Origin of the sequence: Kineococcus mangrovi (assembly GCF_041320705.1) — a bacterium.
Lineage (GTDB): Bacteria > Actinomycetota > Actinomycetes > Actinomycetales > Kineococcaceae > Kineococcus > Kineococcus mangrovi.
The window spans coordinates 78,552-100,005 of record NZ_JBGGTQ010000011.1; the positions used below are offsets into that span (position 1 = coordinate 78,552).

The 21,454-nt window shown below is 75.3% G+C and carries 17 protein-coding genes; 9 read left to right on the forward strand and 8 right to left on the reverse strand.

Annotated elements, in window-relative coordinates; translation table 11 throughout:
* Positions 1-64: 64 nt before the first annotated feature.
* Genes AB2L28_RS19550 through AB2L28_RS19560 form a run of 3 tightly spaced genes read left to right on the forward strand, consistent with a single transcriptional unit; the run spans position 65 to position 2,900 of the window.
* A complete protein-coding gene (locus tag AB2L28_RS19550; RefSeq protein WP_370720664.1) occupies positions 65-1,534 on the forward strand; it encodes a phosphomannomutase/phosphoglucomutase in 1,470 nt (489 codons plus the stop codon).
* Positions 1,531-1,746 carry a Trm112 family protein gene (locus AB2L28_RS19555; RefSeq protein ID WP_370720665.1) on the forward strand — a complete coding sequence of 72 codons (216 nt, stop codon included), beginning with the start codon at positions 1,531-1,533 and terminating at the stop codon, positions 1,744-1,746. The genes AB2L28_RS19550 and AB2L28_RS19555 overlap by 4 nt, the downstream gene beginning before the upstream one ends.
* Positions 1,743-2,900 carry an SIS domain-containing protein gene (locus tag AB2L28_RS19560; RefSeq protein ID WP_370720666.1) on the forward strand — a complete coding sequence of 386 codons (1,158 nt, stop codon included), beginning with the start codon at positions 1,743-1,745 and terminating at the stop codon, positions 2,898-2,900. The genes AB2L28_RS19555 and AB2L28_RS19560 overlap by 4 nt, the downstream gene beginning before the upstream one ends.
* On the opposite strand, the gene AB2L28_RS19565 is transcribed toward AB2L28_RS19560, so the two are convergent.
* The 6 genes from AB2L28_RS19565 to AB2L28_RS19590 all read right to left on the reverse strand — a co-directional run bounded on the left by AB2L28_RS19565 (position 2,862) and on the right by AB2L28_RS19590 (position 9,816).
* The gene (locus tag AB2L28_RS19565) at positions 2,862-4,721 is read right to left on the reverse strand and encodes an EAL domain-containing protein (RefSeq protein WP_370720667.1); all 1,860 of its coding nucleotides are present in this window, start codon (positions 4,719-4,721) and stop codon (positions 2,862-2,864) included. The genes AB2L28_RS19560 and AB2L28_RS19565 overlap by 39 nt on opposite strands.
* Before the next feature lie 149 nt (positions 4,722-4,870).
* A complete protein-coding gene (gene wecB / locus AB2L28_RS19570; RefSeq protein ID WP_370720668.1) occupies positions 4,871-5,974 on the reverse strand; it encodes a non-hydrolyzing UDP-N-acetylglucosamine 2-epimerase in 1,104 nt (367 codons plus the stop codon).
* Complete coding sequence (locus AB2L28_RS19575) at positions 5,967-6,830, reverse strand: hypothetical protein (RefSeq protein ID WP_370720669.1); 864 nt, start codon at positions 6,828-6,830, stop codon at positions 5,967-5,969. Before AB2L28_RS19575 ends, wecB begins: the two co-directional genes overlap by 8 nt.
* A 10-nt stretch (positions 6,831-6,840) precedes the next feature.
* A complete protein-coding gene (locus AB2L28_RS19580; RefSeq protein WP_370720670.1) occupies positions 6,841-8,256 on the reverse strand; it encodes a glycosyltransferase family 2 protein in 1,416 nt (471 codons plus the stop codon).
* Entirely contained in the window at positions 8,249-8,827 is a 579-nt protein-coding gene (locus AB2L28_RS19585; RefSeq protein WP_370720671.1) for a hypothetical protein, read from the reverse strand. The genes AB2L28_RS19580 and AB2L28_RS19585 overlap by 8 nt, the downstream gene beginning before the upstream one ends.
* Positions 8,824-9,816, reverse strand: coding sequence for a hypothetical protein (locus AB2L28_RS19590; protein ID WP_370720672.1), 993 nt, complete (start codon positions 9,814-9,816; stop codon positions 8,824-8,826). Before AB2L28_RS19590 ends, AB2L28_RS19585 begins: the two co-directional genes overlap by 4 nt.
* 116 nt (positions 9,817-9,932) lie before the next feature.
* Between AB2L28_RS19590 and AB2L28_RS19595 the strand changes: the two genes are divergently transcribed.
* The 4 genes from AB2L28_RS19595 to AB2L28_RS19610 all read left to right on the forward strand — a co-directional run bounded on the left by AB2L28_RS19595 (position 9,933) and on the right by AB2L28_RS19610 (position 16,039).
* On the forward strand, positions 9,933-11,804 hold the full coding sequence (locus AB2L28_RS19595; RefSeq protein ID WP_370720673.1) for an ATP-binding protein: 1,872 nt from the start codon (positions 9,933-9,935) through the stop codon (positions 11,802-11,804).
* A 118-nt stretch (positions 11,805-11,922) separates the two neighbouring features.
* On the forward strand, positions 11,923-13,398 hold the full coding sequence (gene ahcY / locus AB2L28_RS19600; RefSeq protein WP_370720674.1) for an adenosylhomocysteinase: 1,476 nt from the start codon (positions 11,923-11,925) through the stop codon (positions 13,396-13,398).
* A 104-nt stretch (positions 13,399-13,502) separates the two neighbouring features.
* The gene (gene glgX, locus AB2L28_RS19605) at positions 13,503-15,518 is read left to right on the forward strand and encodes a glycogen debranching protein GlgX (RefSeq protein ID WP_370720711.1); all 2,016 of its coding nucleotides are present in this window, start codon (positions 13,503-13,505) and stop codon (positions 15,516-15,518) included.
* Positions 15,519-15,550: 32 nt separating this feature from the next.
* Positions 15,551-16,039 (forward strand): hypothetical protein, encoded by a 489-nt coding sequence (locus AB2L28_RS19610; protein WP_370720675.1) that lies wholly within the window; start codon positions 15,551-15,553, stop codon positions 16,037-16,039.
* A gap of 26 nt (positions 16,040-16,065) precedes the next feature.
* On the opposite strand, the gene AB2L28_RS19615 is transcribed toward AB2L28_RS19610, so the two are convergent.
* Positions 16,066-16,950, reverse strand: a complete 885-nt coding sequence (locus tag AB2L28_RS19615; RefSeq protein ID WP_370720676.1) for an RDD family protein — start codon at positions 16,948-16,950, stop codon at positions 16,066-16,068.
* A gap of 63 nt (positions 16,951-17,013) precedes the next feature.
* On the opposite strand from AB2L28_RS19615, the gene AB2L28_RS19620 reads away from it, so the two are divergent.
* Positions 17,014-18,972 carry a S9 family peptidase gene (locus AB2L28_RS19620; protein WP_370720677.1) on the forward strand — a complete coding sequence of 653 codons (1,959 nt, stop codon included), beginning with the start codon at positions 17,014-17,016 and terminating at the stop codon, positions 18,970-18,972.
* Between the two features lie 99 nt (positions 18,973-19,071).
* Positions 19,072-20,070: a stage II sporulation protein M gene (locus tag AB2L28_RS19625; protein WP_370720678.1), complete on the forward strand. Its 999-nt coding sequence runs from the start codon at positions 19,072-19,074 to the stop codon at positions 20,068-20,070.
* Here AB2L28_RS19625 and AB2L28_RS19630 read toward each other — a convergent pair.
* A complete protein-coding gene (locus AB2L28_RS19630) occupies positions 20,037-21,452 on the reverse strand; it encodes an AAA family ATPase (protein WP_370720679.1) in 1,416 nt (471 codons plus the stop codon). The two genes, AB2L28_RS19625 and AB2L28_RS19630, sit on opposite strands and share 34 nt — an antisense overlap.
* Positions 21,453-21,454: the final 2 nt, after the last annotated feature.

Sequence of the window (21,454 nt, forward strand, 5' to 3'; positions counted from 1 at the left end):
ACCGGGGCAGCGCCCGGGTCTGCGGCACCGCCCCGGGCGCGGCGCCGCTTGTAGGCTCCCCAGCGTGAGCGCCCCGACCGTGAACCTGTCGTCCGTCATCAAGGCCTACGACGTCCGGGGCACCGTCCCCGACCAGCTCGACGCCCGCGTGGTGCGCGCCGTCGGGGCCGCCTTCGCCGAGGTCGTCGTCCTGCCCGAGACTCCCGCCGGCCAGGGCCCCAAGGCCGTCGTCGGCTACGACATGCGGCCCTCCTCCCCGGAGCTGTCCGCCGCCTTCGCCGACGGGGTCGCCTCCCGCGGTGTCGACGTCACCGTCATCGGCCTGTGCTCCACCGACGGCCTCTACTTCGCCAGCGGGTTCCTCGACGTCCCCGGCGCCATGTTCACCGCCAGCCACAACCCGGCGCAGTACAACGGCATCAAGCTGTGCCGCGCCGGCGCCAGGCCCGTCGGGCAGGACACCGGGCTGTCCGCCGTGCGCGACCTCGCCCAGAGCTGGCTCGACTCCGGTGAGGTCCCCGGCGGCACCGGTGCCGTCGGCACCGTCGACGAGCAGGACCTGCTGAAGGCCTACGCCGCGCACCTGCGCTCCCTGGTCGACCTCACCGGTGGCCGCCGCCTGCGGGTCGTCGTCGACGCCGGCAACGGCATGGGCGGGTTCACGGCCCCCGCGGTCCTGGGCGACGACGCGGGGCTGCCCGCCCTGCCCCTGGACGTCGTGCCGCTCTACTTCGAGCTCGACGGCACCTTCCCGAACCACGAGGCGAACCCGCTGGACCCGAAGAACCTCCTCGACCTGCAGGAGGCGGTGCCCGCCGAGGGGGCCGACATCGGCCTGGCCTTCGACGGCGACGCCGACCGCTGCTTCGTGATCGACGAGAAGGGCGACCCGGTCAGCCCCAGCGCCGTCACCGCGATGGTCGCCCGCCGCGAGATCGCCAAGGAGCTGCGCGCCGGCCGCCGGCCCGTCGTCATCCACAACCTCATCACCTCCCGCGCCGTGCCCGAGCTCGTCGCCGCCGACGGCGGCACGCCCGTGCGCACCCGCGTCGGGCACTCCTTCATCAAGCAGCGCATGGCCGAGGAGGGCGCCGTCTTTGGCGGTGAGCACTCCGCGCACTACTACTTCCGCGAGTTCTGGTCGGCCGACACCGGCATGCTCGCCGCGATGCACGTCCTCGCCGCGCTCGCCGAGCAGGACCGCCCGCTGTCCGAGCTCGCCGCCGAGTACGAGCTGTACGCCGCCAGCGGCGAGATCAACTCCACCGTCGACGACGCCGCCGCCGTCACCGAGGCCGTCGTCGCGGCGATCACGCAGACCGCTGCGGCGCAGGGGGAGGAGGTCGAGGTCGACCGGCTCGACGGGGTCACGGTGTTCCACCCGGCCTCGGAGGCGCAACCGATGTGGTGGTTCAACCTGCGCGCCTCGAACACCGAACCGCTGCTGCGGCTGAACGCCGAGGGGGCCGACGCGGCGACCATGGCCCTCGTCCGCGACCGGGTGCTCGCGATCGTCCGCGGGGAGTCCGCGTGAGCGCCCCCGGGAACTCCGCCGGGGGTTCGCCCGCGACCGACTGGGTGCTGGAACTCCTGCGCTGCCCGCTGACGGGCCGGCCCCTGCACCCCGTGAGCGTCGACGGCGCGAAGTTCCTCGCCACCGACGACGGCATCCGCTACCCCGTCGTCGACGGCGTCCCGGTGCTGCTGACCGACGCCGCCCTCGACGTTCCGGCGGACCGGTCGTGACCGCCCTCGACGAGACCCTGCTCGCCGACGGGGACGCCCTGTCCGCGGCCGACGTCGGCGGCGTCCTGCGCGCCCTGGCCAGCGCCGGGGCCCAGGTCCGCGAAGCGCTCGACCTGTCCGCCGAGGCCGGGGTCTCCCGGCTGGCCGACGACGACCGGCCCCGCGCCGTCGTCGTGGCCGCCCTGGCGGGCAGCTCCGCCGTCGCCGACGTCCTGCTCGCCCTCGCCGGCCGCGGCTGCCCCGTCCCCGTCGTCGTGCGGCACGGCGGCCCCCTGCCCAGCTGGGTCGGCCCGCTCGACCTCGTCGTCGCCGTCTCCCTGTCCGGTCGCGCGCCCGGGCCGGTGGCGCTCGCGGTCGAGGCCTCCCGGCGCGGAGCCCGGGTCGTCACCGTCGCGGGGGAAGGGTCCCCGCTGGCCGAGGTGGGGTCCCGTCAGGGCAACGTCCAGGTCCGGCCCGCCCGCGGCGTGCGCGCCGACGGCGGCGACCCGCGGTCCTCGCGCGTCGCGCTGTGGTCGCTGCTGACGCCGGTCCTGCTCGCGTGCGACGCCATGACGCTGCTGAGCGCCGGCCCGGCCGACCTCGCCGGGGTGGCCGACCGCCTCGACGCCGAGGCCGAGGCGTCCCGGCCGTGGACCGAGACCTTCGTCAACCCGGCCAAGGGCCTCGCCCTGGAACTGTCCGGCGCCGTCCCGGTCGTGCTGGCCGACGGGGACCTCACGGCTGCGGCGGCCCGCCGCGCCGCCTCGATGCTGTCCCGCACCGCCCGCGTGCCCGCGGTCAGCGGTGCGCTGCCGGACGACGCGAGCGAGGTCGTGGCGACCTTCGGCGGTCCCTTCGTCGCCGGTGCCGACGACGTCTTCGCCGACCCCTTCCTCGACGGGCCGGCGGGGCCGCGCCAGCGGCTGGTCGTCCTGCGCGACGCACCCGCCGCCGTGCGCGACGAGGACCGCCGCCTGGCCGACGCCGTCACCCGCACCGCCTCCGACGCGGGTGTGCTCACGTCGGAGGTGGTGGCGGAGAACGGGTCCCCCGCGCAGCGGCTGGCCCAGCTCATCGCCCGCACCGACTTCGCGGCGACCTACCTCGCGCTGGCCTCGGGCACGGACCCGGCCCGCTCACCCCAGGTGGCCGACCTCAAGGACCGGCTCGGCTGAGGCGTCCGGCACCACCGGGGCGAACACCTCCCCGGCCGGGACCGGCCGGGCGAAGTGGAAGCCCTGCAGGACGTCCGCGCCCAGGTCGCGCACCAGGGCCGCGGTGCTGCCGTCCTCGACGCCCTCGGCGACCACGTCCATCGACAGGCGGTGGGCGAGGTCGACGAGGGCCTGCACGATCGCCGCGTCGGCCGGCGCCTGCGGCGCCGCGACCACGAAGGAGCGGTCGATCTTCAGCTCGTCCACCGCCAGCCGGCGCAGCATCGTCAGGGACGTGTAGCCGGTGCCGAAGTCGTCGATGGACAGCCGCGCCCCCGCGGCCCGCAGCGCGGCCAGCACCGTCGAGGCGGCTTCGGGGTCGCCCAGGAGAGCGCTCTCGGTGACCTCCAGCGTCAGCACCCCCGGCGCCAGCGCGTTCTCGGCGATGGCCCGGCGCACCGCGTTGACGAGGGAGGGGTCGCCGAGGACGACGGGGGAGAGGTTGACAGAGACGGACACGTCGTGCCCCTGGGCCCGCCAGGCGGCGCACTGGGCGGCGGCGGTGCGCAGCACCCAGTGGGTCAGGCCGACGATGGCGTGGCTGCGCTCGGCCAGCGGGACGAACGCGCCGGGGCCCAGGAAACCGCGCCGGGGGTGCTGCCAGCGCACGAGGGCCTCCAGGCCCACGGTGGCGCCGGTGCGGGCGGCCACGAGCCGCTGGTAGTGCACCCGCAGCTGGCCGTCCTCGATCGCGGCGGGCAGTTCGGCGTGCAGCCGCAGGGCCTCCGCGTCGACGGTCGCCTCCCCCTCCGCGACGGCCACGCGGTGCTGGTGGTCGGCGGCGTGCACGGCCGCGACGTCGGCCAGGGCGAGCAGCGCGTCGACCTCGCGACCGTGCTCGGGGGCGCAGGCCACCCCGACGGAGACGTCCGGGCGCAGCCGCAGCCCGTGCTCGGGGCCCTCCCCGCGCAGGACCACGTGCTCGCTGAGGACCTGCCGCAGGACCCGGCCCTCGGCCCGGCCGGTGCGCGCGGGGTCCCCGTTGCCGTCCAGCTCGGCCGGCCGCACGACGGCCAGGGTGTCCTGGTCCAGCCGGGCCACGACCGCTCCCGGCAGGTCGGCGGCGCGGCGCGCGCACTCGGCCAGCACCTCCTCCGCGGCGTCCGGGCCCAGGGCCAGCCGCAGGTCGCGCAGGTCGTCGAAGTGGACCACGCTCACCGTCGCCTGGGCCTCCAGGCCCTCCCCCTCCTGCAGCGTCCGCGCGCAGGTCTCCAGCAGACCCGCCCGGTTCAGCAGGTCCAGGCGCACGTCGCGGCGGGCCCGGCGGGCGGCCAGCCGCAGCAGCGAGCGCACGCCCAGGACCGGCAGCACCGTGACGGCGGGCAGCACCACCAGCCACCCCGCCACCTGCCCCGGGTGGCCGGAGGCGACGAGCGCGGCCGGCAGCAGCGCGAACGGCAGGGCCGTGGCGAGCACCACGGCCCGGGCGGAACGCAGGAACGGGACGTGCGCGGCGCTCACGGAGTACAGCGCGACGAACACCCCCACCGCGGGCGAACCGTCGGCGCAGTACACGAGCAGGGAGGTCGACAGGGCGGCGGAGACGATGGCGTTGCACGGGCCCGGCAACGGCCAGGTCCGGGTCAGCAGCAGCGCGGCACCGCTGAGGAGCCCCGCGGCGGCGATGAGCAGGACGCACGTGCCGCGCACACCGGTCCAGGTCGGGACCAGGGCCACCGACGCGGAGATGAGGCTGGTGACCAGGTACTGCACGGCCACGACGCGGCGGCTGAGGCCGTCGTCGTCGAGGTGGGGCGTCCGGTCGCGCTGGGTGTTCGGCACCTTCTAGAAATCGGAGGCCGGGCGCGGCGGGTGCATCGGCCGTTCGGGTGACGCCGGCCCCGGGTGATCGTCCCGGAACCCGGAACCCGGAACCCGGCACCCGGGCCCGCCGGGGTCCCGTCGAGGTCCCCGCCGAGCATCACGGTCTCTCAGACCTGTTGCAGCGCAGCGGCTCCGTCCCGAGCCAGTGCCGCGATCCGCCGGGAGGCCAGCCCGTCGCCGTACGGGCTGGCGGTCGTGGCGATGCGCGCCAGCGACTGCGCCGACAGCATCCGCTCGGCGTGGGCCACGAGGTCACCCGGTTCGCTGAGCACGGAGAACCCGGCCGCGACGGACTCCGGGCGCTCGGTGCTGGTGCGGACCACCACCAGGGGTTTGCGCAGCACGGTGACCTCCTCCTGCACCCCGCCGGAGTCGGACACCAGCAGCGAGGCGCTGCGGGCGAAGGCGAGGAACGTGCGGTGGTCCACGGGGGGCAGCACGCGCACCGCCGCGGGCACGGCCACGTCCCACGCCGCGAGCGCCTTGCGGGTGCGCGGGTGCAGCGGCAGGGCCACGGGGGCGCCGAGCCGGCCCAGGCCGTCCAGCAGCGCGGTCAGCCGGGCGGGGTCGTCGGTGTTCTCCGGGCGGTGGACCGTGGACAGGACGAACCCGGCGTCCAGGCCGTGCCCGGCGAGCAGCCGCGCGGTCTCCGCCTCGTCCGGCAGCAGTGCCGTGACCGCCTCCACCACGGGGTTGCCGGTGACGAACACCGACCCGGCGGGCACGGCGCCGTCGAGGAGGTTGCGGGCGTTCTCGGGCGTCGCGGCGCAGTGCACGTCGGCCAGCGCCGAGACCAGGAGGCGGTTCGTCTCCTCGGGCATCGCCCGGTCGTGGCTGCGCAGCCCCGCCTCCACGTGCACCACCGGGATCCCGAGGTAGTGACCGGCCTGGGCGCCCGCGTTGGTGGTGTTGGTGTCGCCCTGGACGACGACCGCCCGCGGGCGGGTACGGGTGAACAGCGCGGACAGCTGGTCGACCATCGTGGCCACCTGCTGGGCGCGGCTGCCGCCGCCGACGCCCGTGACGGCCGGGGTCAGCGGGGACAGGCCGCAGGAGCGGAACACCGCGTCGGTCAGCTCGGGGTCGTAGTGCTGACCGGTGAAGACGGCCCGCCCGTCCTCGCCGAGGGCGTGCAGCACGGGGGCCAGCTTGATGATCTCGGGCCGGGTGCCGAAGACGACGGCGACCTCCCCGGCGGGGTGCTCAACCACGGTGGGTCCCCTTCACGTCGAGGATTTGCAGGACGGGGCGGCGCAGGCGCAGGCCCACGGCGACCAGGGCCGCCGCGGCCAGGGGCAGGGCGGGGCCGGGCAGGGCGTCGGTGGGGACGGTCCGCGCGTTCGGGCCGCACGTGACGGCGCCGACCGACAGGGTCGTCAGGCTCCCGACCAGGGACAGGTCCAGGGCGGAGGTGCTGACGCCGTCGGGGGTGGGGTTGCCGAGGGAGTTGAGCTTCAGGGTGGCGACCAGGGGGACGCTCACGGTGGTGCCGGGGGCGGCGTGGTCGGCCAGCGTGGCCGTGACGGCCGCACCGCGGTGCACCTTGGCGTTGACCAGGCGCACCCCGGCCGTCGGGGTGCCGCCGGCGGCGGCGGAGCAGCTCGCGACGATCGCGTCGGCCTTCAGCACGGTGGGGGTCAGGCCGCCGGCCAGCACGATCTGCACGCCCTGGCCGGTGCCGGGGGCGACCACGCACCTCCCGTCGGCCCCGATGGTCAGCGAACCCCCCGACCCGACGAGACCGGCGCACGCCGCGGAGGTTCCCAGGGGGGTGGCGGTGGCCCGCTGCACCAGGACCCCGGCGGTGATGAGGTTCTGCGTGCCCAGGAGCGACAGCGACGGGGTGGGGTCCCCGCTGGTCGAGGTCGTCGTCCCGTCGGAGTTCGCCGTCACCGGCCCGGAGGAGAGCGCGGGAGCACCCAGCAGGGACAGCGTCGCGGCCGTGGCCGTGGAGTCCGCGGTGTCCGCCGCGGCCGGGCCCGCGACGGCCAGCCCGAGGGCGGCGGCTCCGGCGATCCCTGCCGCGAGCAGGCGACCCCGGCGGCGGGGTGCGGTGTTCTCGTCCATGTCCTGCTCCTCAGCGGCGCGGGACGGGGGTGGGGGGGGGGGTGGGGGAGGGGGTTCCCGCGACGGGCCGGTCGTTGGCCCGGGCGGTCTTGTGCCACTCGCGGCGGCCCCGCAGGACGCGGAACAGGGCGCGCCAGGCGCAGATCTGCAGCAGGTAGCCGTAGCCGATGTTCGCCACGCCCATCCACAGCGCGCCGCGGCGGGTGACGAACGTGCCGCAGCGGGTGCGGTAGAAGGCGCCCCACAGCGCGTGCGGCAGGACGCCGAACAACAGGCCGAGCGGGACGAGCCCCCAGGCGCCCGCGAGCAGCCAGCGGTCCGGGCCCTGCGGGTCGGTGAACGCGTACCAGCACGTGACGGCCGCGGTGAGGGGGAACACCACGCTGCCGAACACCTGCGAGAACGGGACCCACATGTAGTGCGCGATCTCCAGCGCCCCGGGGATCGAGATGCGCTCGGAGTTCAGGACGCCCCACAGGTACCGCAGGCACTGGATGTTCCCCTGCGACCACCGGGTCCGTTGCCGCAGCAGGGGTCCGACCCGGTTCAGGCCGTCCTGGGCGACGAAGGTGTCGTGGCAGTACTCCGTGCGGTGCCCGGCCAGGAGGACGTGCAGACCGAGTTCGAAGTCCTCCAGCAGAGCGCCGTGCCACGGGGTCCCGTGGTCCCGGGCGACGTCGTCGAGGGCGGTGAGGCGGGTGAACTGCCCGTTGCCGCCCATCGCGACGCTGCCGGTGCGCCGGCGCAGGAACTGCATCGCCGCGATGGGGCCGGCGAACTCCAGGTCCTGCAACCGGACGAGGAGGTGGTCGCCCTCGGTCCGTGCCCGGGAACCGACGAGCCGGTCGAGGTCGGTGCCGACGAGCGCGTCGACGTCCTCGGTGATCCGCACCTGCACCTGCACGGCCCCGACGGTCGGGTCGCCGAACAGGGTGGGGCCGGAGATGACGTCGGGGCAGAACTGCTCCAGGCGCCCGTCGGCGTCGACGACGCCCACGACGACGCGGGAGCGGTCGGCACCCTCGGGCAGTTCGGCGCGGATCCGCCGCCACGCCTCGTTCAGCGCCTCGCCCTTGCCCTGGCGGGCCTGCGGGGGGCGGCGGCTGACGACGCGGACCTTCTCGTGCCGGGTCGCGAGCCAGGTGAGTAGTTCGTGGGTGTGGTCGCGCGAGTCGTCGTCGATGCACCACACCGTCGCCTCGGGGAAGGTGTCCAGCAGGTGCTGGACGGTCCCGACGACGACCGTCTCCTCGTCGAGGCAGGGGATGAGGACGTGCCAGTCGAAGTCGGCGCGGTCGCCGAGCTCCACCTCGCGGTGGCGCAGGAACGGGCGCAGGACGGTGATGACGTAGCTGAGGAACAGCACGCACAGCACGAAGGCCGCGGTGTTCAGCAGGGCGAGCCCGAGGTGGACGCTGCTACCCACGGCGCACCACCTGCGCCCCGCGGGTCAGCAGCACGAGGAACGTCAGCCCGCCCAGCACGATCCCGACGGTGCTGACGATCGAACCGGCCAGGACGTGGGTGGCCCCGTAGCCGCGTTCCAGCCCCCACAGGTGGATGCCGGTGGCGATCGTCAGCAACCGCAGCTGGTTCACGGCCGCGACGACGACCGCGGCGATCCCCAGCGAGCCGAGGGTGACGACGGCCGACATCCGCCGCACCGGCAGCAGCAGCCCCGCCACGAGGACGAACGGCACGAGCAGGACCACGGCGCTGCACCCGATGGTCACGGTGTGCCCGGCGAGGACCCCGTCGACCCGGTAGAGGGTGTTGTCGGCCAGGCAGCGCGCCTCCGGCCCCCAGGTCCGCCGGACCAGGAAGGCGGAGGCGCAGGCCTCGGCGTGCCGCACGGCGCGGTCGTGAGCGAGCAGGGCGACGGTGCCGGCCAGCAGCGCGAGGGTCGCCGCGGCGCGCACCGGACCCACCTGCCGCAGCACGGGGGCGAACCGGCCGGCGCGGGAGGAGACCACGGCGGCGTTCACGGCGGCGTTCACGGGTTCCTCCCGTCGCGGCGCGCGGTGTAGAGGCGCTGCTCGGCCAGCAGCCAGACGCCGCCGAGGTCGTCGGCCTCACCCGACGTCGCCCACGCGCTGGTCGCGCAGAACCCCTCGGCCCGCAGCGCGGCCGTCACCTCCTGGGCGGTCCCGGGGACCGCGTCGGGTTCGACGTCGGGCAGCACGGCCCCGAACTGGCGGGCGTTGAGCCGGGAGACCAGGGCCCCGGGCAGGGCCCGCACGATGGACTGGGTGGCCCGTTGCAGCCGGGCGGCGGAGCGGACGAGGCCCACGTCGACGACCAGCAGGGCGACGGGGACACCGCGTTCGGCGCTGCGCCGGTCCTCCTGGCGCAGGACGGCACCCCAGCCGGTGCGGCTGGACAGCGAGGTGACCTTGTCGGCGGCCTGGCGGCGCACGGACTCCCGCTCGCGGGCCCGCTGGGCGTCGTCGTCGCGCACCTCGGCCGCGAGGGTCTGGGTGAGGAGTTCGCTGAAGGCCCGCACGACCGGTTCCAGCCCGGGGGGCACGACCGGGTCCGGCCGGCTGCTCCAGCCGGCGAGGACGCCCAGGAGGCGACCGTCCGCGTCGCGCAGCGGCAGGCCCGCGTAGGCGGTCATCCCCAGGGCGGTGGCGTAGGGGGCGCGCGCGTAGTTGGGGACCGCGGCCAGCACCGGGACGACGGCCGGGCCGAGCCCGTTGACCATGCGGCGGCAGGGCGTGGCCGACCACGGCACCCGCCGGCCCACGACGACGGACCGCGCCTCGGCCGAGACGGCCAGCGGCAGCAACGTCTCGCCGTCGACGCGCCCCAGGTACCAGGTCTCCAGACCGCTGATGCCCGCGAGGGCGTCGACCACCTGCCGGGCGCTGCGCAGCAGCGAGGTGTCGGTCGCGTCCTGCGGGGCCGGGCGACGGGCGCGGGTGCGCAGCACCGCGGTCGCCGGCGACGGCCGGGCGCTGCGAGCGGCGAGTTCCACGAGGTTCACGGGGAAGGTATCGGCCCCGGGGGAGCGTGACCTGATGCGCCGAACGAGTACTAGAATTCTACAAAGTTTTCGGCAGGGGGGTCTAGAAGACGGTTCCGGATGTCGATGCCTGCACCGTGACTCCTCCTCCTGCCGCCACGGGCCGGCGCAGCTTCCGCCGCCGGGCCGCCGTCGTCGTCCTGCCGGTCGTGGTGCTGCTGGCCGGTGCCGGCAGCAGCGTCGGGGTCAGCCTGGGCCTGGAGGCGGCCGGCGCCGAGCGGGCCGACCAGGCCAGCAGGGTGCTCGTCGCCCAGCAGGGCACCGCCCTGGGCGCCGCGGTGCGCCAGTACAGCTCGACCCTGGACGCCCTGAGCCGCGGGATCGGGGAGCGACCGGGGATCGACGACGCCCGGTTCGAGTCCCTGGCCGCCGTCGCCGACGCGCTGCCCGGGCTCTCCAGCCTCAGCTACACGGTGCCGGTGCCCGCCGACGCCGCGGCGGTGGCCGCCGCCCAGGACCGCCTGCGCGCCGAGCTCGGCGCCCCGATCACCCTGCAGCCGGCCCGGACGGACGTGGGCGAGCACCGCTTCATCGTGGGTTACCACGGCGTGGGCAACCGGGAGACGCTGCGGGGGGTCGACGCGGCGGCGCTGCCGATGGTCGCCGCGGCCGCCACGGCGGCGAGGACCTCCGGTGCCCTGTCGGTCTCGGCGCCGTACGTGCTGCTGGCCGACCAGACGCGACCGGCCGAGGAGCAGCAGCAGTCGGTGGTCCTCGTCGAACCCGTCGTCGGTGGCCGCGGGCAGCCCGACGCCGGTGAGTTCCGCGGCTGGGTGGCCGGGGCGTTCCGGCTCGGTGACGTCCTGTCCTCCAGCACCCGTTCGGCCGGCGGTGTCGACGGCCGCCTCCAGCTGTTCGACACGACCGACGCGGCCCACCCGGTCCTCATGGGCGAGGTGCCCGCCGAGGGGCGGTTGTCGGACCGGCCGCCCCTGCGCACCGACGTCATCGCCGGGACCCACCGCTGGACCCTGTCCACCGTGCCGACCGCGGCGGCCGTCGACGGGGAGACCGGCCAGGCCCCGTTCGTGGTGCTCGTGGGCGGCACCGCCGCGTCCCTGCTGCTGGCGGCCCTGCTGTTCTCGCTGACCGCCGGCCGCGAACGGGCCACCCGCGAGGTCGAGCGGGCGACCACCGAGCTCGCCGGGGAGGTCGCCTCCCGTCGCCGCAGCGAGGAGGCGCTGCGCACGCGCGAGGCCGAGCTCGACGCCTACACCACCGTCGTGGCCGACCGGCTGCGGCTGCCGCTGTCCCGGCTGTCCGACATGGCCGGCGCCGCCCGCGAGACCGAGGCGTGGACCTCGGCGGACTGGCAGGCGCGGCTGGACCGGGTCGAGCGCCGCCTCGACACCGCGCGGCGCCTCGTGGACGACCTGCTGCTGTACGCGCGGGTCGGCGGGATGGACCTCACCGAGCGGACGGTGGACCTGTTCGCGCTCGGGACCCTCGTGGCCGACGGGCAGGAGGCCCTGTCCGCCCACCTGCCCGCGGAGCTGCAGCCGCGGATCGAGGTCCAGCCGCTGCCGGAGGTGATCGGCGAACCGTGGTTGCTGCAGCAGGTGCTGCAACGGCTGGTGGACAACGCCGTCGTGCACGCACCCCCCGGGCAGCAGCCCGTCGTCACCCTGAGCGCGGACCTGACCGGCTCCCGGTTCCGCGGGGAGGTGTGGCGCATCGAGGTGCGCGACCGGGGCCTGGGGATCCCCTCCGAACGCCGGGCGGGCGTCTTCGAGCCGTTCGCGGGCGAGGACGCGGAGGTCGAGCGGCGCACGAACCACCTCAGCCTGGCGCTGTGCCGGCGCATCGTCCTGCGGATGGGCGGTGACATCGGCCTCGAGGACGACCCCCGCGGCGGCAGCGTGTTCTGGTTCACCCTCCCCGTGCGCACCACGGCCGGCCGGCCGGTCGCGCAGCTGCCCTCCGCGCGCCCGGCGCCCGCCACGGTCTGAGCGCCGCGCCACCTGCGGACGCGTAGTCTGGAGGGCGCTCCGGCGCGCGGTGATGCCGCTCGAGGGCCCAGAGGGGCCGTGCCGGGGGAACGTCACGAACCGTCGCGAGAGGACGAGAATGTCTTTCGAGTACCAGGTCCGGGACCTCTCCCTGGCCGAGGCCGGACGCCACGAGCTGCGTCTGGCCGAGCACGAGATGCCCGGGCTCATGGCGCTGCGCGCCGAGTTCGGCCAGTCCCAGCCGCTGGCCGGGGCCCGCATCGCCGGCTCCCTGCACATGACGGTGCAGACCGCCGTCCTCATCGAGACCCTGGTCGCCCTCGGCGCGCAGGTCCGCTGGGCCAGCTGCAACATCTTCTCCACCCAGGACCAGGCCGCCGCGGCCGTCGTCGTGGGCTCGGGCACCCCCGAGGCGCCCGCCGGCGTCCCGGTCTTCGCCTGGAAGGGCGAGACGCTGCAGGAGTACTGGGCCCTGGCCGAGCGCATCTTCGACTGGGGCACCGACGCCGAGGGCCACCGCGTCGGCCCGAACATGATCCTCGACGACGGTGGCGACGCCACGATGCTCGTCCTGGAGGGCAAGCGCTTCGAGGCCGCCGGCGCGGTCCCGGCCACGACGCCGGAGGACTCCGAGGAGTACGCCGTCGTCCTGGAGCTGCTGCGGGGGAGCCTCGCGCAGGACCCGCAGCGCTGGACCCGCGTCGCCGACGGCATCCGCGGCGTCACCGAGGAGACCACGACCGGCGTGCACCGCCTCGCGGAGTACCACCGCAACGGCGTGCTGCCCTTCCCGGCGATCAACGTCAACGACTCGGTGACCAAGTCGAAGTTCGACAACAAGTACGGCACCCGGCACTCCCTCATCGACGGGATCAACCGCGGCACCGACGTCCTCATCGGCGGCAAGACGGCCGTCGTGTTCGGCTACGGCGACGTCGGCAAGGGCTGCGCGGAGTCGCTGCGCGGCCAGGGCGCGCGCGTCGTGGTCACCGAGGTCGACCCCATCAACGCCCTGCAGGCCGCGATGGACGGGTACCAGGTCGTCCGCCTCGAGGACGTCGTGCGCACCGCCGACGTCTTCATCACCGCGACGGGCAACAAGGACGTCGTCATGGCGGCCGACATCGCGAAGATGAAGCACCAGGCCCTCGTGGGGAACATCGGCCACTTCGACAACGAGATCGACATGCTCGGCCTGTCCCGGATCCCGGGCGTGGAGAAGATCGAGATCAAGCCGCAGGTGCACGAGTGGCGGATCCCCGCCTCCGGCACCGGCGACGACGCGGTGCAGGCGCACAGCGTCATCGTCCTGTCCGAGGGCCGCCTGCTGAACCTGGGCAACGCGACGGGGCACCCGAGCTTCGTCATGTCGAACTCGTTCGCCAACCAGGTCGTCGCGCAGATCGAGGTGTTCACCAAGCCCGACGAGTACCCCGTCGGCGTGCACCGCCTCGCCAAGAAGCTCGACGAGAAGGTGGCGCGCCTGCACCTGGACGCGCTCGGCGTCCGGCTCACCGAGCTCACGAAGTCGCAGGCCGAGTACATCGGCATCGACGTCGAGGGCCCGTACAAGCCGGAGCACTACCGCTACTGAGGTTCACCGTCGGCGCCCGGTACCCCTGCGGGGTGCCGGGCGCCGTCGTTCCCGGCGCGGCGGTCGGGCTCCGGCGCGCGGACGGCGTCCGCAGGCCGCACGATCTGACGGTGAGCGAGAGCACCCCCCACCCCCTCGGCGTCTCCCTGCGCGAGGACGGGTTGAACGTGGCCGTGTACTCCGAGACGGCCGAGGCCGTCGACGTCGCGGTCTTCGACGACGACGGCGCCGAGACGCGCCACCGGTTGGACCGGCGGACGGGGCACGTGTTCCACGGCCTGGTCCCCGGCGGGATCGGGACCCGGTACGGGTTCCGCGTGCACGGGGAGTGGGAACCCGGCGAAGGGTTGCGGCACAACGCCGCCAAGCTCCTGCTCGACCCCTGGGCGCGGGCCGTGGAGGGTTCCTGGGGTGCGGGGGAGGAGACCTTCGGGCACACCTTCGCCGACCCCGAGCAGCGCAACGACGCCGACTCGGCGGCCTCGGTGGCCAAGGCCGTCGTGGTCGACCCGGCCTTCGACTGGGGCGACGACGCCCCGCCGCGCGTCCCGTACGCCGACACCGTCGTCTACGAGGTCCACGTCAAGGGGTTCACCCAGCGCCACCCCGACGTCCCGGAGGAGATCCGCGGGACGTACGCGGGCCTGGCGCACCCGGCCGCGATCCAGCACCTCGTCGACCTCGGCGTGACGACCGTCGAGCTGCTGCCGGTGCACCAGTTCGTGCAGGACTCCCACCTGACCGAGAAGGGGCTGCGCAACTACTGGGGCTACAACTCGATCGGGTTCTTCGCCCCCCACCACGAGTACAGCTCCGCCGGTGACGGCGGCGGGCAGGTGGCGGAGTTCAAGCAGCTCGTCAAGGCCCTGCACGCCGCGGGCCTGGAGGTCGTCCTCGACGTCGTCTACAACCACACCGCCGAGGGCAACCACCTGGGGCCCACGCTGTCCCTGAAGGGGATCGACAACGGCTCCTACTACCGCGTGGTGGAGGAGGACCCGGAGAACTACTTCGACACCACCGGCACCGGCAACTCCCTCAACGTCTCCCACCCCGCGGCCCTGCAGCTGATCCTGGACTCCCTGCGGTACTGGGTGACCGAGATGCACGTGGACGGGTTCCGGTTCGACCTCGCCACGACGCTGACCCGCCAGTGGGGGGACGCCCACGTCCACTCCGCGTTCCTCGACATCGTCCACCAGGACCCGGTGCTGGCGCCGGTCAAGCTGATCGCCGAGCCCTGGGACACCGCCGGCTACCAGGTGGGGGGCTTCCCGGCCCGCTGGTCGGAGTGGAACGGCAAGTACCGCGACGACGTCCGCGACTTCTGGCGCGGGCAGGGGTCCCTGGGCGAACTCACCCAGCGGATCACCGGCAGCCCCGACGTGTACGAGGCCGACCGCCGGTCCCCGCTGTGCAGCGTGAACTTCCTCACCGCCCACGACGGCTTCACCCTGGCCGACCTCACCGCGTACGACGAGAAGCACAACGACGCCAACGGCGAGGGCGGTGCCGACGGCGAGAGCGACAACCGGTCGTGGAACTGCGGGGCCGAGGGACCCACCGACGACGAGGGCGTCAACGCCCTGCGCGCCCGGCAGCGCCGGAACATGCTCACCACGCTGCTGCTCAGCGCGGGCGTGCCGATGCTCCTCGGCGGGGACGAGTTCGGCCGCACCCAGCAGGGCAACAACAACGCCTACTGCCAGGACGACGAGATCTCCTGGTTCGACTGGTCGACCGTCGACACCGACCTGCTGACCTTCACCCGCGACCTCATCGCCCTGCGCCGGCAGACCCCGGCCCTGCGGCCGCAGTGGTTCTCCGGTGCGGCCGGGCCGAACACCGTCTCGCTGCGCGCCGACGGGGAACCGATGGGTCAGCAGGAGTGGGACGACACGAGCGCTCGCGCCTACGCCGTGCAGTTCCAGGCCGAGGGTTCGCCCACGGTGCTGCTGCTCGTCAACGGGGCCACCAACCCCGTCGAGTTCACGGTCCCGCCGGCACCGGGCGCCCCGTGGACGCTCGTCGTGTCCTCCGACCCGCAGCAGGAGGTCGGCCGCGAGGTGGCCGAGCTGCTCGTGGGGGAGTGGTCGACCACGGTGCTGCGCTCGGCCTGACCCCGCGGGCGGCCCCCTGGCACGATCGTGGGGTGCTGAGTCCTCACCGCTGGCCGCCCGCCGTCGAACCCGAGGACCTCGGGGCCGTCGTCCACGGCCCCGTGGTCCTGGCCCGGGCCCCCGGCATCGTCGCGGCCCTGCGGTGCGTCTTCGCGCACACCGACGGGTTGTCGCTGCCGTTCGTGCTGCGCGCCGAAGGCGTCCAGGCCGAGGCGGCGCTGCGGCAGAGCCAGTGGGGCGGGATCGACGAGGACGGTCCGCAGGGCTGGTCCGAACCCGCGCTCGCCGTCCGCGTCGGCGGGCACGAGGGGTTCGTCGACCCTTCCCAGGCGCGGGGGTCCGGCGGGGAGGACGCCTACGACCTCGACGCGACCTTCTGGCTCGACGTCCGGCCCGAGGAGGTGGCCCGCGACCACCGCCTGGAGCTCACCGTGGCCTGGCCGCAGGCGGGTCTGCCGGAGACGACGACGGTGTTGACGCTGCGCCCGTGGGCGGCCGGAGAGGTCCTGCCCCTGCTCTGAGGCACCGCCCCGACCCCCCCGGGACGTCAGGGACGCCCGATCGTCCGTTCCAGCTCCCGGGTGCGTTCCTCCCGGCGCGACATCCGCGCGAACTCCCGGTCCCGCCGCTCGACGAGCACCGCGACGAGGAAGCGCTCGGGGTCGGTGCCCGGCGGCGGGGCGGGGGAGACGTGCGCCAGCAGCGCGTCGGCGAGCTGCACGCGCAGCGCCTCGCGGGAGGCGGGGTTGAGCGTGCCGGTGCGGGCCAGGAACTGCCGGGCCGCCGTCACCACGGGCAGCGGCAGCCGCCCGATGTCGGCGGTGCGGGCCCAGCCGGCCAGCTCCGGGGGCATCGGGGGCAGCGGCCGGTGCCGGGCGGCCGTGCGCTCGCGGACCACGTACGTCCCCGCCAGCAGGTCCCCCAGGCGCTTGCCGCGCGCGTTGACGAGCGAGCAGATGATGGCGGGGCTGCCCGCGAGGGCCCACAGCTCGAAGAACCCCGTGACGGCGCGCACGAGGCAGTGCCGGAACCGCACCGGCCCGCCGTCGTCGCGGACGGCGCGCACGCCCATGACGAGCTTGCCGACCGACCGGCCCCGCGTCGCCGTCTCGACGGCGGCGGGGATCCCCACGAGGCACAGCACCACGACGCTCAGCCCCAGCGCCGCCGTCGTCGCCTCGCTGCTGTCGCTCAGCAGGGACGTCGAGGCGAAGACCGCGGCGAGCAGCACGATCCCCACGACGACGGCGTCCAGGACCGCGGCGAGGGTGCGGGAGGCGAACGACGCCGCGCGCAGGCCGAGCACGACCGCCTCGCCCGTGACGATCTCGCCGACGGGCTCACCGACCGGCACCCCCGCGGGTGCTCCCACCGGTTCCGCCGCGGTCGGGGCGATCGGCTCGCCCGCGGGCGGGGGGACGGGGCTGCTCACGGCGCCCACGGTACCGACGGGCGCCGCCGGGGCCCGCGCCGCCGCCGGCGCTACGGTGGGCCGGTGGACTCCCACGGAGCGTGGACCTCGCCGGTGCGGGCCGCCGACGTCGCCGCCGCCGGCCTGCGGTTCTCCGGTGTCGCCGTCGAGGCCGACGGCGCCCTGTGGTGGGCCGAGGGGCGCCCCGACGAGGGTGGCCGCGTCGCGGTCCTGCGCCGCGGCCCGGAGGGCGAGATCGAGGAGTTCGCCCCCGACCTGGACGCGCGGACCCGCGCCCACGAGTACGGCGGGGGTTCCTGGCTGCCCGTCCCCGGCGGCGGGCTCGTCCTGGCCTCCGTCGCCGACCAGCGCTGGTTCCACGTCCCCGCTCCCGGTGCCGAACCCCGCGCCCTCGTGCCCGACGACGGGGTGCGCTACGCCGACCCGGTGCCCTGGGGCGGGGGAGTGCTCCTCGTCGCCGAGGACCACCGGGCGACCGGCCGCGGCGGGGCGTTGCGCCGCAGCCTCGTCCACGTCCGGCTCGACGGGGCCGGGGCCACCGCAGGACCCACCGAGCTGTTCACCGGCCCCGGGTTCCTCGCCGCCCCGCGCGTGTCCCCGGACGGCCGGCGGCTCGTCTGGACCGGCTGGGACCACCCCGACATGCCCTGGCAGCGGACGCTGCTGTGGACCGGGGAGCTGGCGGCCGGCCCGGACGGTCCGCGGCTGGGCGGGGCGCGCGTCCTCGCGGGTGCGGACACGCGCGAGTCCCTCGTCCACCCGGGGTTCGCCCCCGACGGGACCGTCCTCGTCGTGAGCGACCGCAGCGGGTTCTGGAACCTCTGCGAGGTCGGCGCGGACGGGGCGCTGCGGGCGGTCCTGCCCGAGGACGCCGAGCAGGGTTTCCCGCCGTGGACGTTCGCCACCACCTCCTGGGCCGCGCTCGGGGACGACCCGGACGACGACCGGATCGCCCTGCTGCACGCGGCGTCCGGCGACGCGGGCGCGGTGGGCCACCGGCTCGACGTCGTGCACCGGCGCAGCGGCCGGCTCGACGTCCTGGACCTGCCGTTCACGGCGTACCTGCCCGCCGTGTCCGCGGCCGGCGGCTGGATCGGGGCGGTCGCCGCGTCCCCGGAGCTGTCGGCGCGGGTGGTCCGCGTCGCCGCCGCGGACGGGACCGTCCGCACCGCCCGGACGGCCGGACCGTCGCCGGACCCGGCGTACCTGCCGGTGCCGGAGTTCTGCACCGTCCCCGGCGAGCGCGGCCGGTCCGTGCACGCCTACCGGTACCCGCCGACGCACCCCGACCACCCGTGCGACGGCCCGGCCCCGCACGTCCTGTTCGTCCACGGCGGGCCGACGGCGCAGTCGCTGGCGGCGTACTCGCCGGAGGTCGCGTTCTTCACCTCCCGCGGCATCGGCGTCGTCGATGTCCAGTACGGCGGGTCGACCGGCTACGGCCGCGCCTACCGGGAGGCCCTCGACGGGAACTGGGGGATCGTCGACGTCGAGGACTGCGCCGCGGTCGCGCGCCACCTCGTGGCGCAGGGCCTGGCCGCGCCAGGCGAGGTCGGGATCCGCGGGGGCAGCGCGGGGGGTTTCACCGTCCTCGCCGCCCTCACCGGGACCGACGCCTTCACCGCCGGGACCTCCTACTACGGCGTCGCGGACCTGCGCGCCCTGGCCGAGGACACCCACGACTTCGAGTCCCGCTACCTGGACTCCCTCGTCGGCCCGCTGCCCGCGGCCGCCGACGTGTACGCCGAGCGCGCGCCGCTGCACCACGTCGACGGGTTGAGCTGCCCCGTCCTGCTGCTGCAGGGCGCCGACGACCCCGTCGTCCCGCGCCGGCAGGCCGAGGCGTTCGCCGACGCCCTGCACCGCAAGGGGTTGCCGCACGCGCTCGTCGTGTTCCCCGGTGAGCAGCACGGGTTCCGGCGGGCCGAGAACATCGTCGCCAGCCTGGAGGCGGAACTGTCGTTCTACGGGCAGGTGTGGGGCTTCGACCCGCCGGGGGTGCCGCGGCTCAGCCTGCGCTGAGCGGACCCGGGTGCGCCGGCGCCGGGTGACGAGCCACCTCGCGGGAAGCCCCCGCGCCCGTCCTGGGCCGGCCACGTGCCCGGACGTTAGCCTGCCGGGGTGGACGTCGACGCCTTCCGAGCGGTGCACGAGCACGAGTGGTCACGGTTGCGCCGGCTCGTCGCCCGCCGCCGCCTCGACGGCGCCGAGGCCGACGAGCTCGTCGTCCTCTACCAGCGCACCGCGACCCACCTGTCGGCGTTGCGGTCGGCGCAGTCCGAACCGGTGCTGCTCGACGAGCTGTCGACGCTGCTCGTCCGCGCCCGGGCCCGGCTCACCGGTTCCCGGTACACCGCCTGGCGCCAGCTCGCGCACTACGCGACGCGCGGGTTGCCCGCCGCGCTGTGGCGGTTGCGGTGGTGGACGACGGGGGCGTTCGCCTTCACGACGGTCGTCGCCGTCGCCGCGGGGGTGTGGGTCGCGGGGGACCCGGCGGTCCAGGCGAGCCTGTTCGGGTCGGACGAGAACATCCGCCAGCTCGTCCAGAACGACTTCGAGAACTACTACAGCGAGTACTCCAGCACCGCGTTCGCCGGCCGGGTCTGGACGAACAACGCGTGGGTCGCGGCGACGTGCATCGCGCTCGGGGTCACCGGTCTCCCCGTCCTGGCCGCGCTGGCGTACAACGCCGTGAACGTGGGCCTGCAGGGCGGGTTGCTCATCGAGAACGGGCGCGGGGAGGTGTTCTTCGGCCTCATCCTGCCGCACGGGATCCTGGAGCTGACGGCCGTGTTCGTCGCGGCGGGAGCCGGGTTGCGGTTGTTCTGGGCGTGGGTGGCGCCCGGCCCGCGCAGCCGGTCCGGTTCGCTCGCGACGCAGGGGCGGGCGATGTTCGGCGTGGCCCTCGGGCTCGTCGTCGTGCTGTTCGTCTCCGGGGTCATCGAGGGTTTCGTGACGCCCTCGGGTCTGCCGACGTGGGCGCGCATCGGCATCGGGGTGCTGGCCGAGGTCGTCTTCTGGACGTACTGCCTGGCCCTGGGCCGGCCCGCCGCCCGCGCGGGGGAGACGGGCGACCTCGAGGAGCGCTACGCGGGCGACTCCCTGCCGACGGCGGGCTGAGCGGCCGCCGACGACGCGCTGCCCAGCAGGCTGCGCGTCAGTTCCTCGGCGTCGGACAGCAGTTCCCCGAGCGCGGACCGGACGTCGTCGTCGGTGACGTCGTGCCCGGCCTCGGCTCCCACGAGCACGGCCCGGCGCAGGAGCTCGCGCGCGAAGCTCGCCGTCACGCCCCCGGTGCGGTCGGCGGCCTCCTCCAGCACCTCGGCGGAGACCGGCAGTCCCCGCGCGTAGAGCCGGAACAGCGCGCTGCGGGCCGCCCGGTCCGGCAGCGGCACCTGGACCGCGAGGTCGACCCGGCCCGGGCGCTGCGCCAGCGCGCGTTCCAGCAGGTCGGCGCGGTTCGTCGTCAGCAGGAACGCGACGTCGGCGTCGCCGTCGAGACCGTCCATGGCGTCCAGGAGCTGGAACAGCAGCGGCCGCTGCCCGGGGTCGAACCCGCGGTCCTCGGCGACGAGGTCGCAGTCCTCCAGCACGACGATCGCGGGCTGCATCGCGCGGGCCAGGTGCGCGGCCGTCGTGACGTGGGCCAGGGCCTCCCCGGCGAGCAGGACGACGGTGCTGCCCTCGGCGCGCGCCACGAGGTGGCGGACCGTGAGGGTCTTGCCCGTGCCCGGCGGCCCGTAGAGCAGCACCCCGCGTTTCAGGTGCTGACCGGCCCCGGACAGCCGCGCCGCGTGGGCGCCGACGCCGACGACGTGCCGGGCGATGCGGTCCAGCGCCCCCGGCGGCAGCACGACGTCCTGCGCCGCGACCTGCGGCCGGTGCAGGAACGTGATGCCCGCGTTGTGCGGTTCGTAGGGCGAACCGGAGAACGACAGGACCTGCCCGCGCAGCACGCTGCGCTCGAGCATGAGCCGGCGCACCTCGGTGATGAACGCGGCGACGACGGCCTCGTCGGGGCAGACGACCTCGATGCTGCTGGACTGCCCGAACTGCCGCTGCGCCGCCCGCTGCAGCAGGGCGACGGGCGTGCCCTCGAAGTGCAGCATCCGCACCCCGAAACCCACGGCGCGCCGGCTCGTGTCCGGTCCCGTCGGCAGGTTCACGCGGTCGACGGCGCCGAGCCCGAACCGCGCCCACGGTCCGCCCAGCAGGTCCGAGAACGAGTGGTGGGCGCGCTGGTCGCCGCCGCCGACGCCGACGACCCGTTCCCCGCCGCCGCGTTCGGCCAGCAGCGTCAGCGCGATGTCGAGGTCGACGAACTGGTGCTCGGGGACCTCCTCGCGCACGACGGGCAGGTCCCCGACGGCGACGCCGAGGTGCTCGCCGACGACGTCCCCGACCTGGGGTCCGCCCCGCCCCGCCTCGGTCAGCGGGGAGTGGACCACGTCCTCCAGGTAGCGGCGCACCAGCCGGGCCAGGTCGATCGTCTCCTCGTCCACCC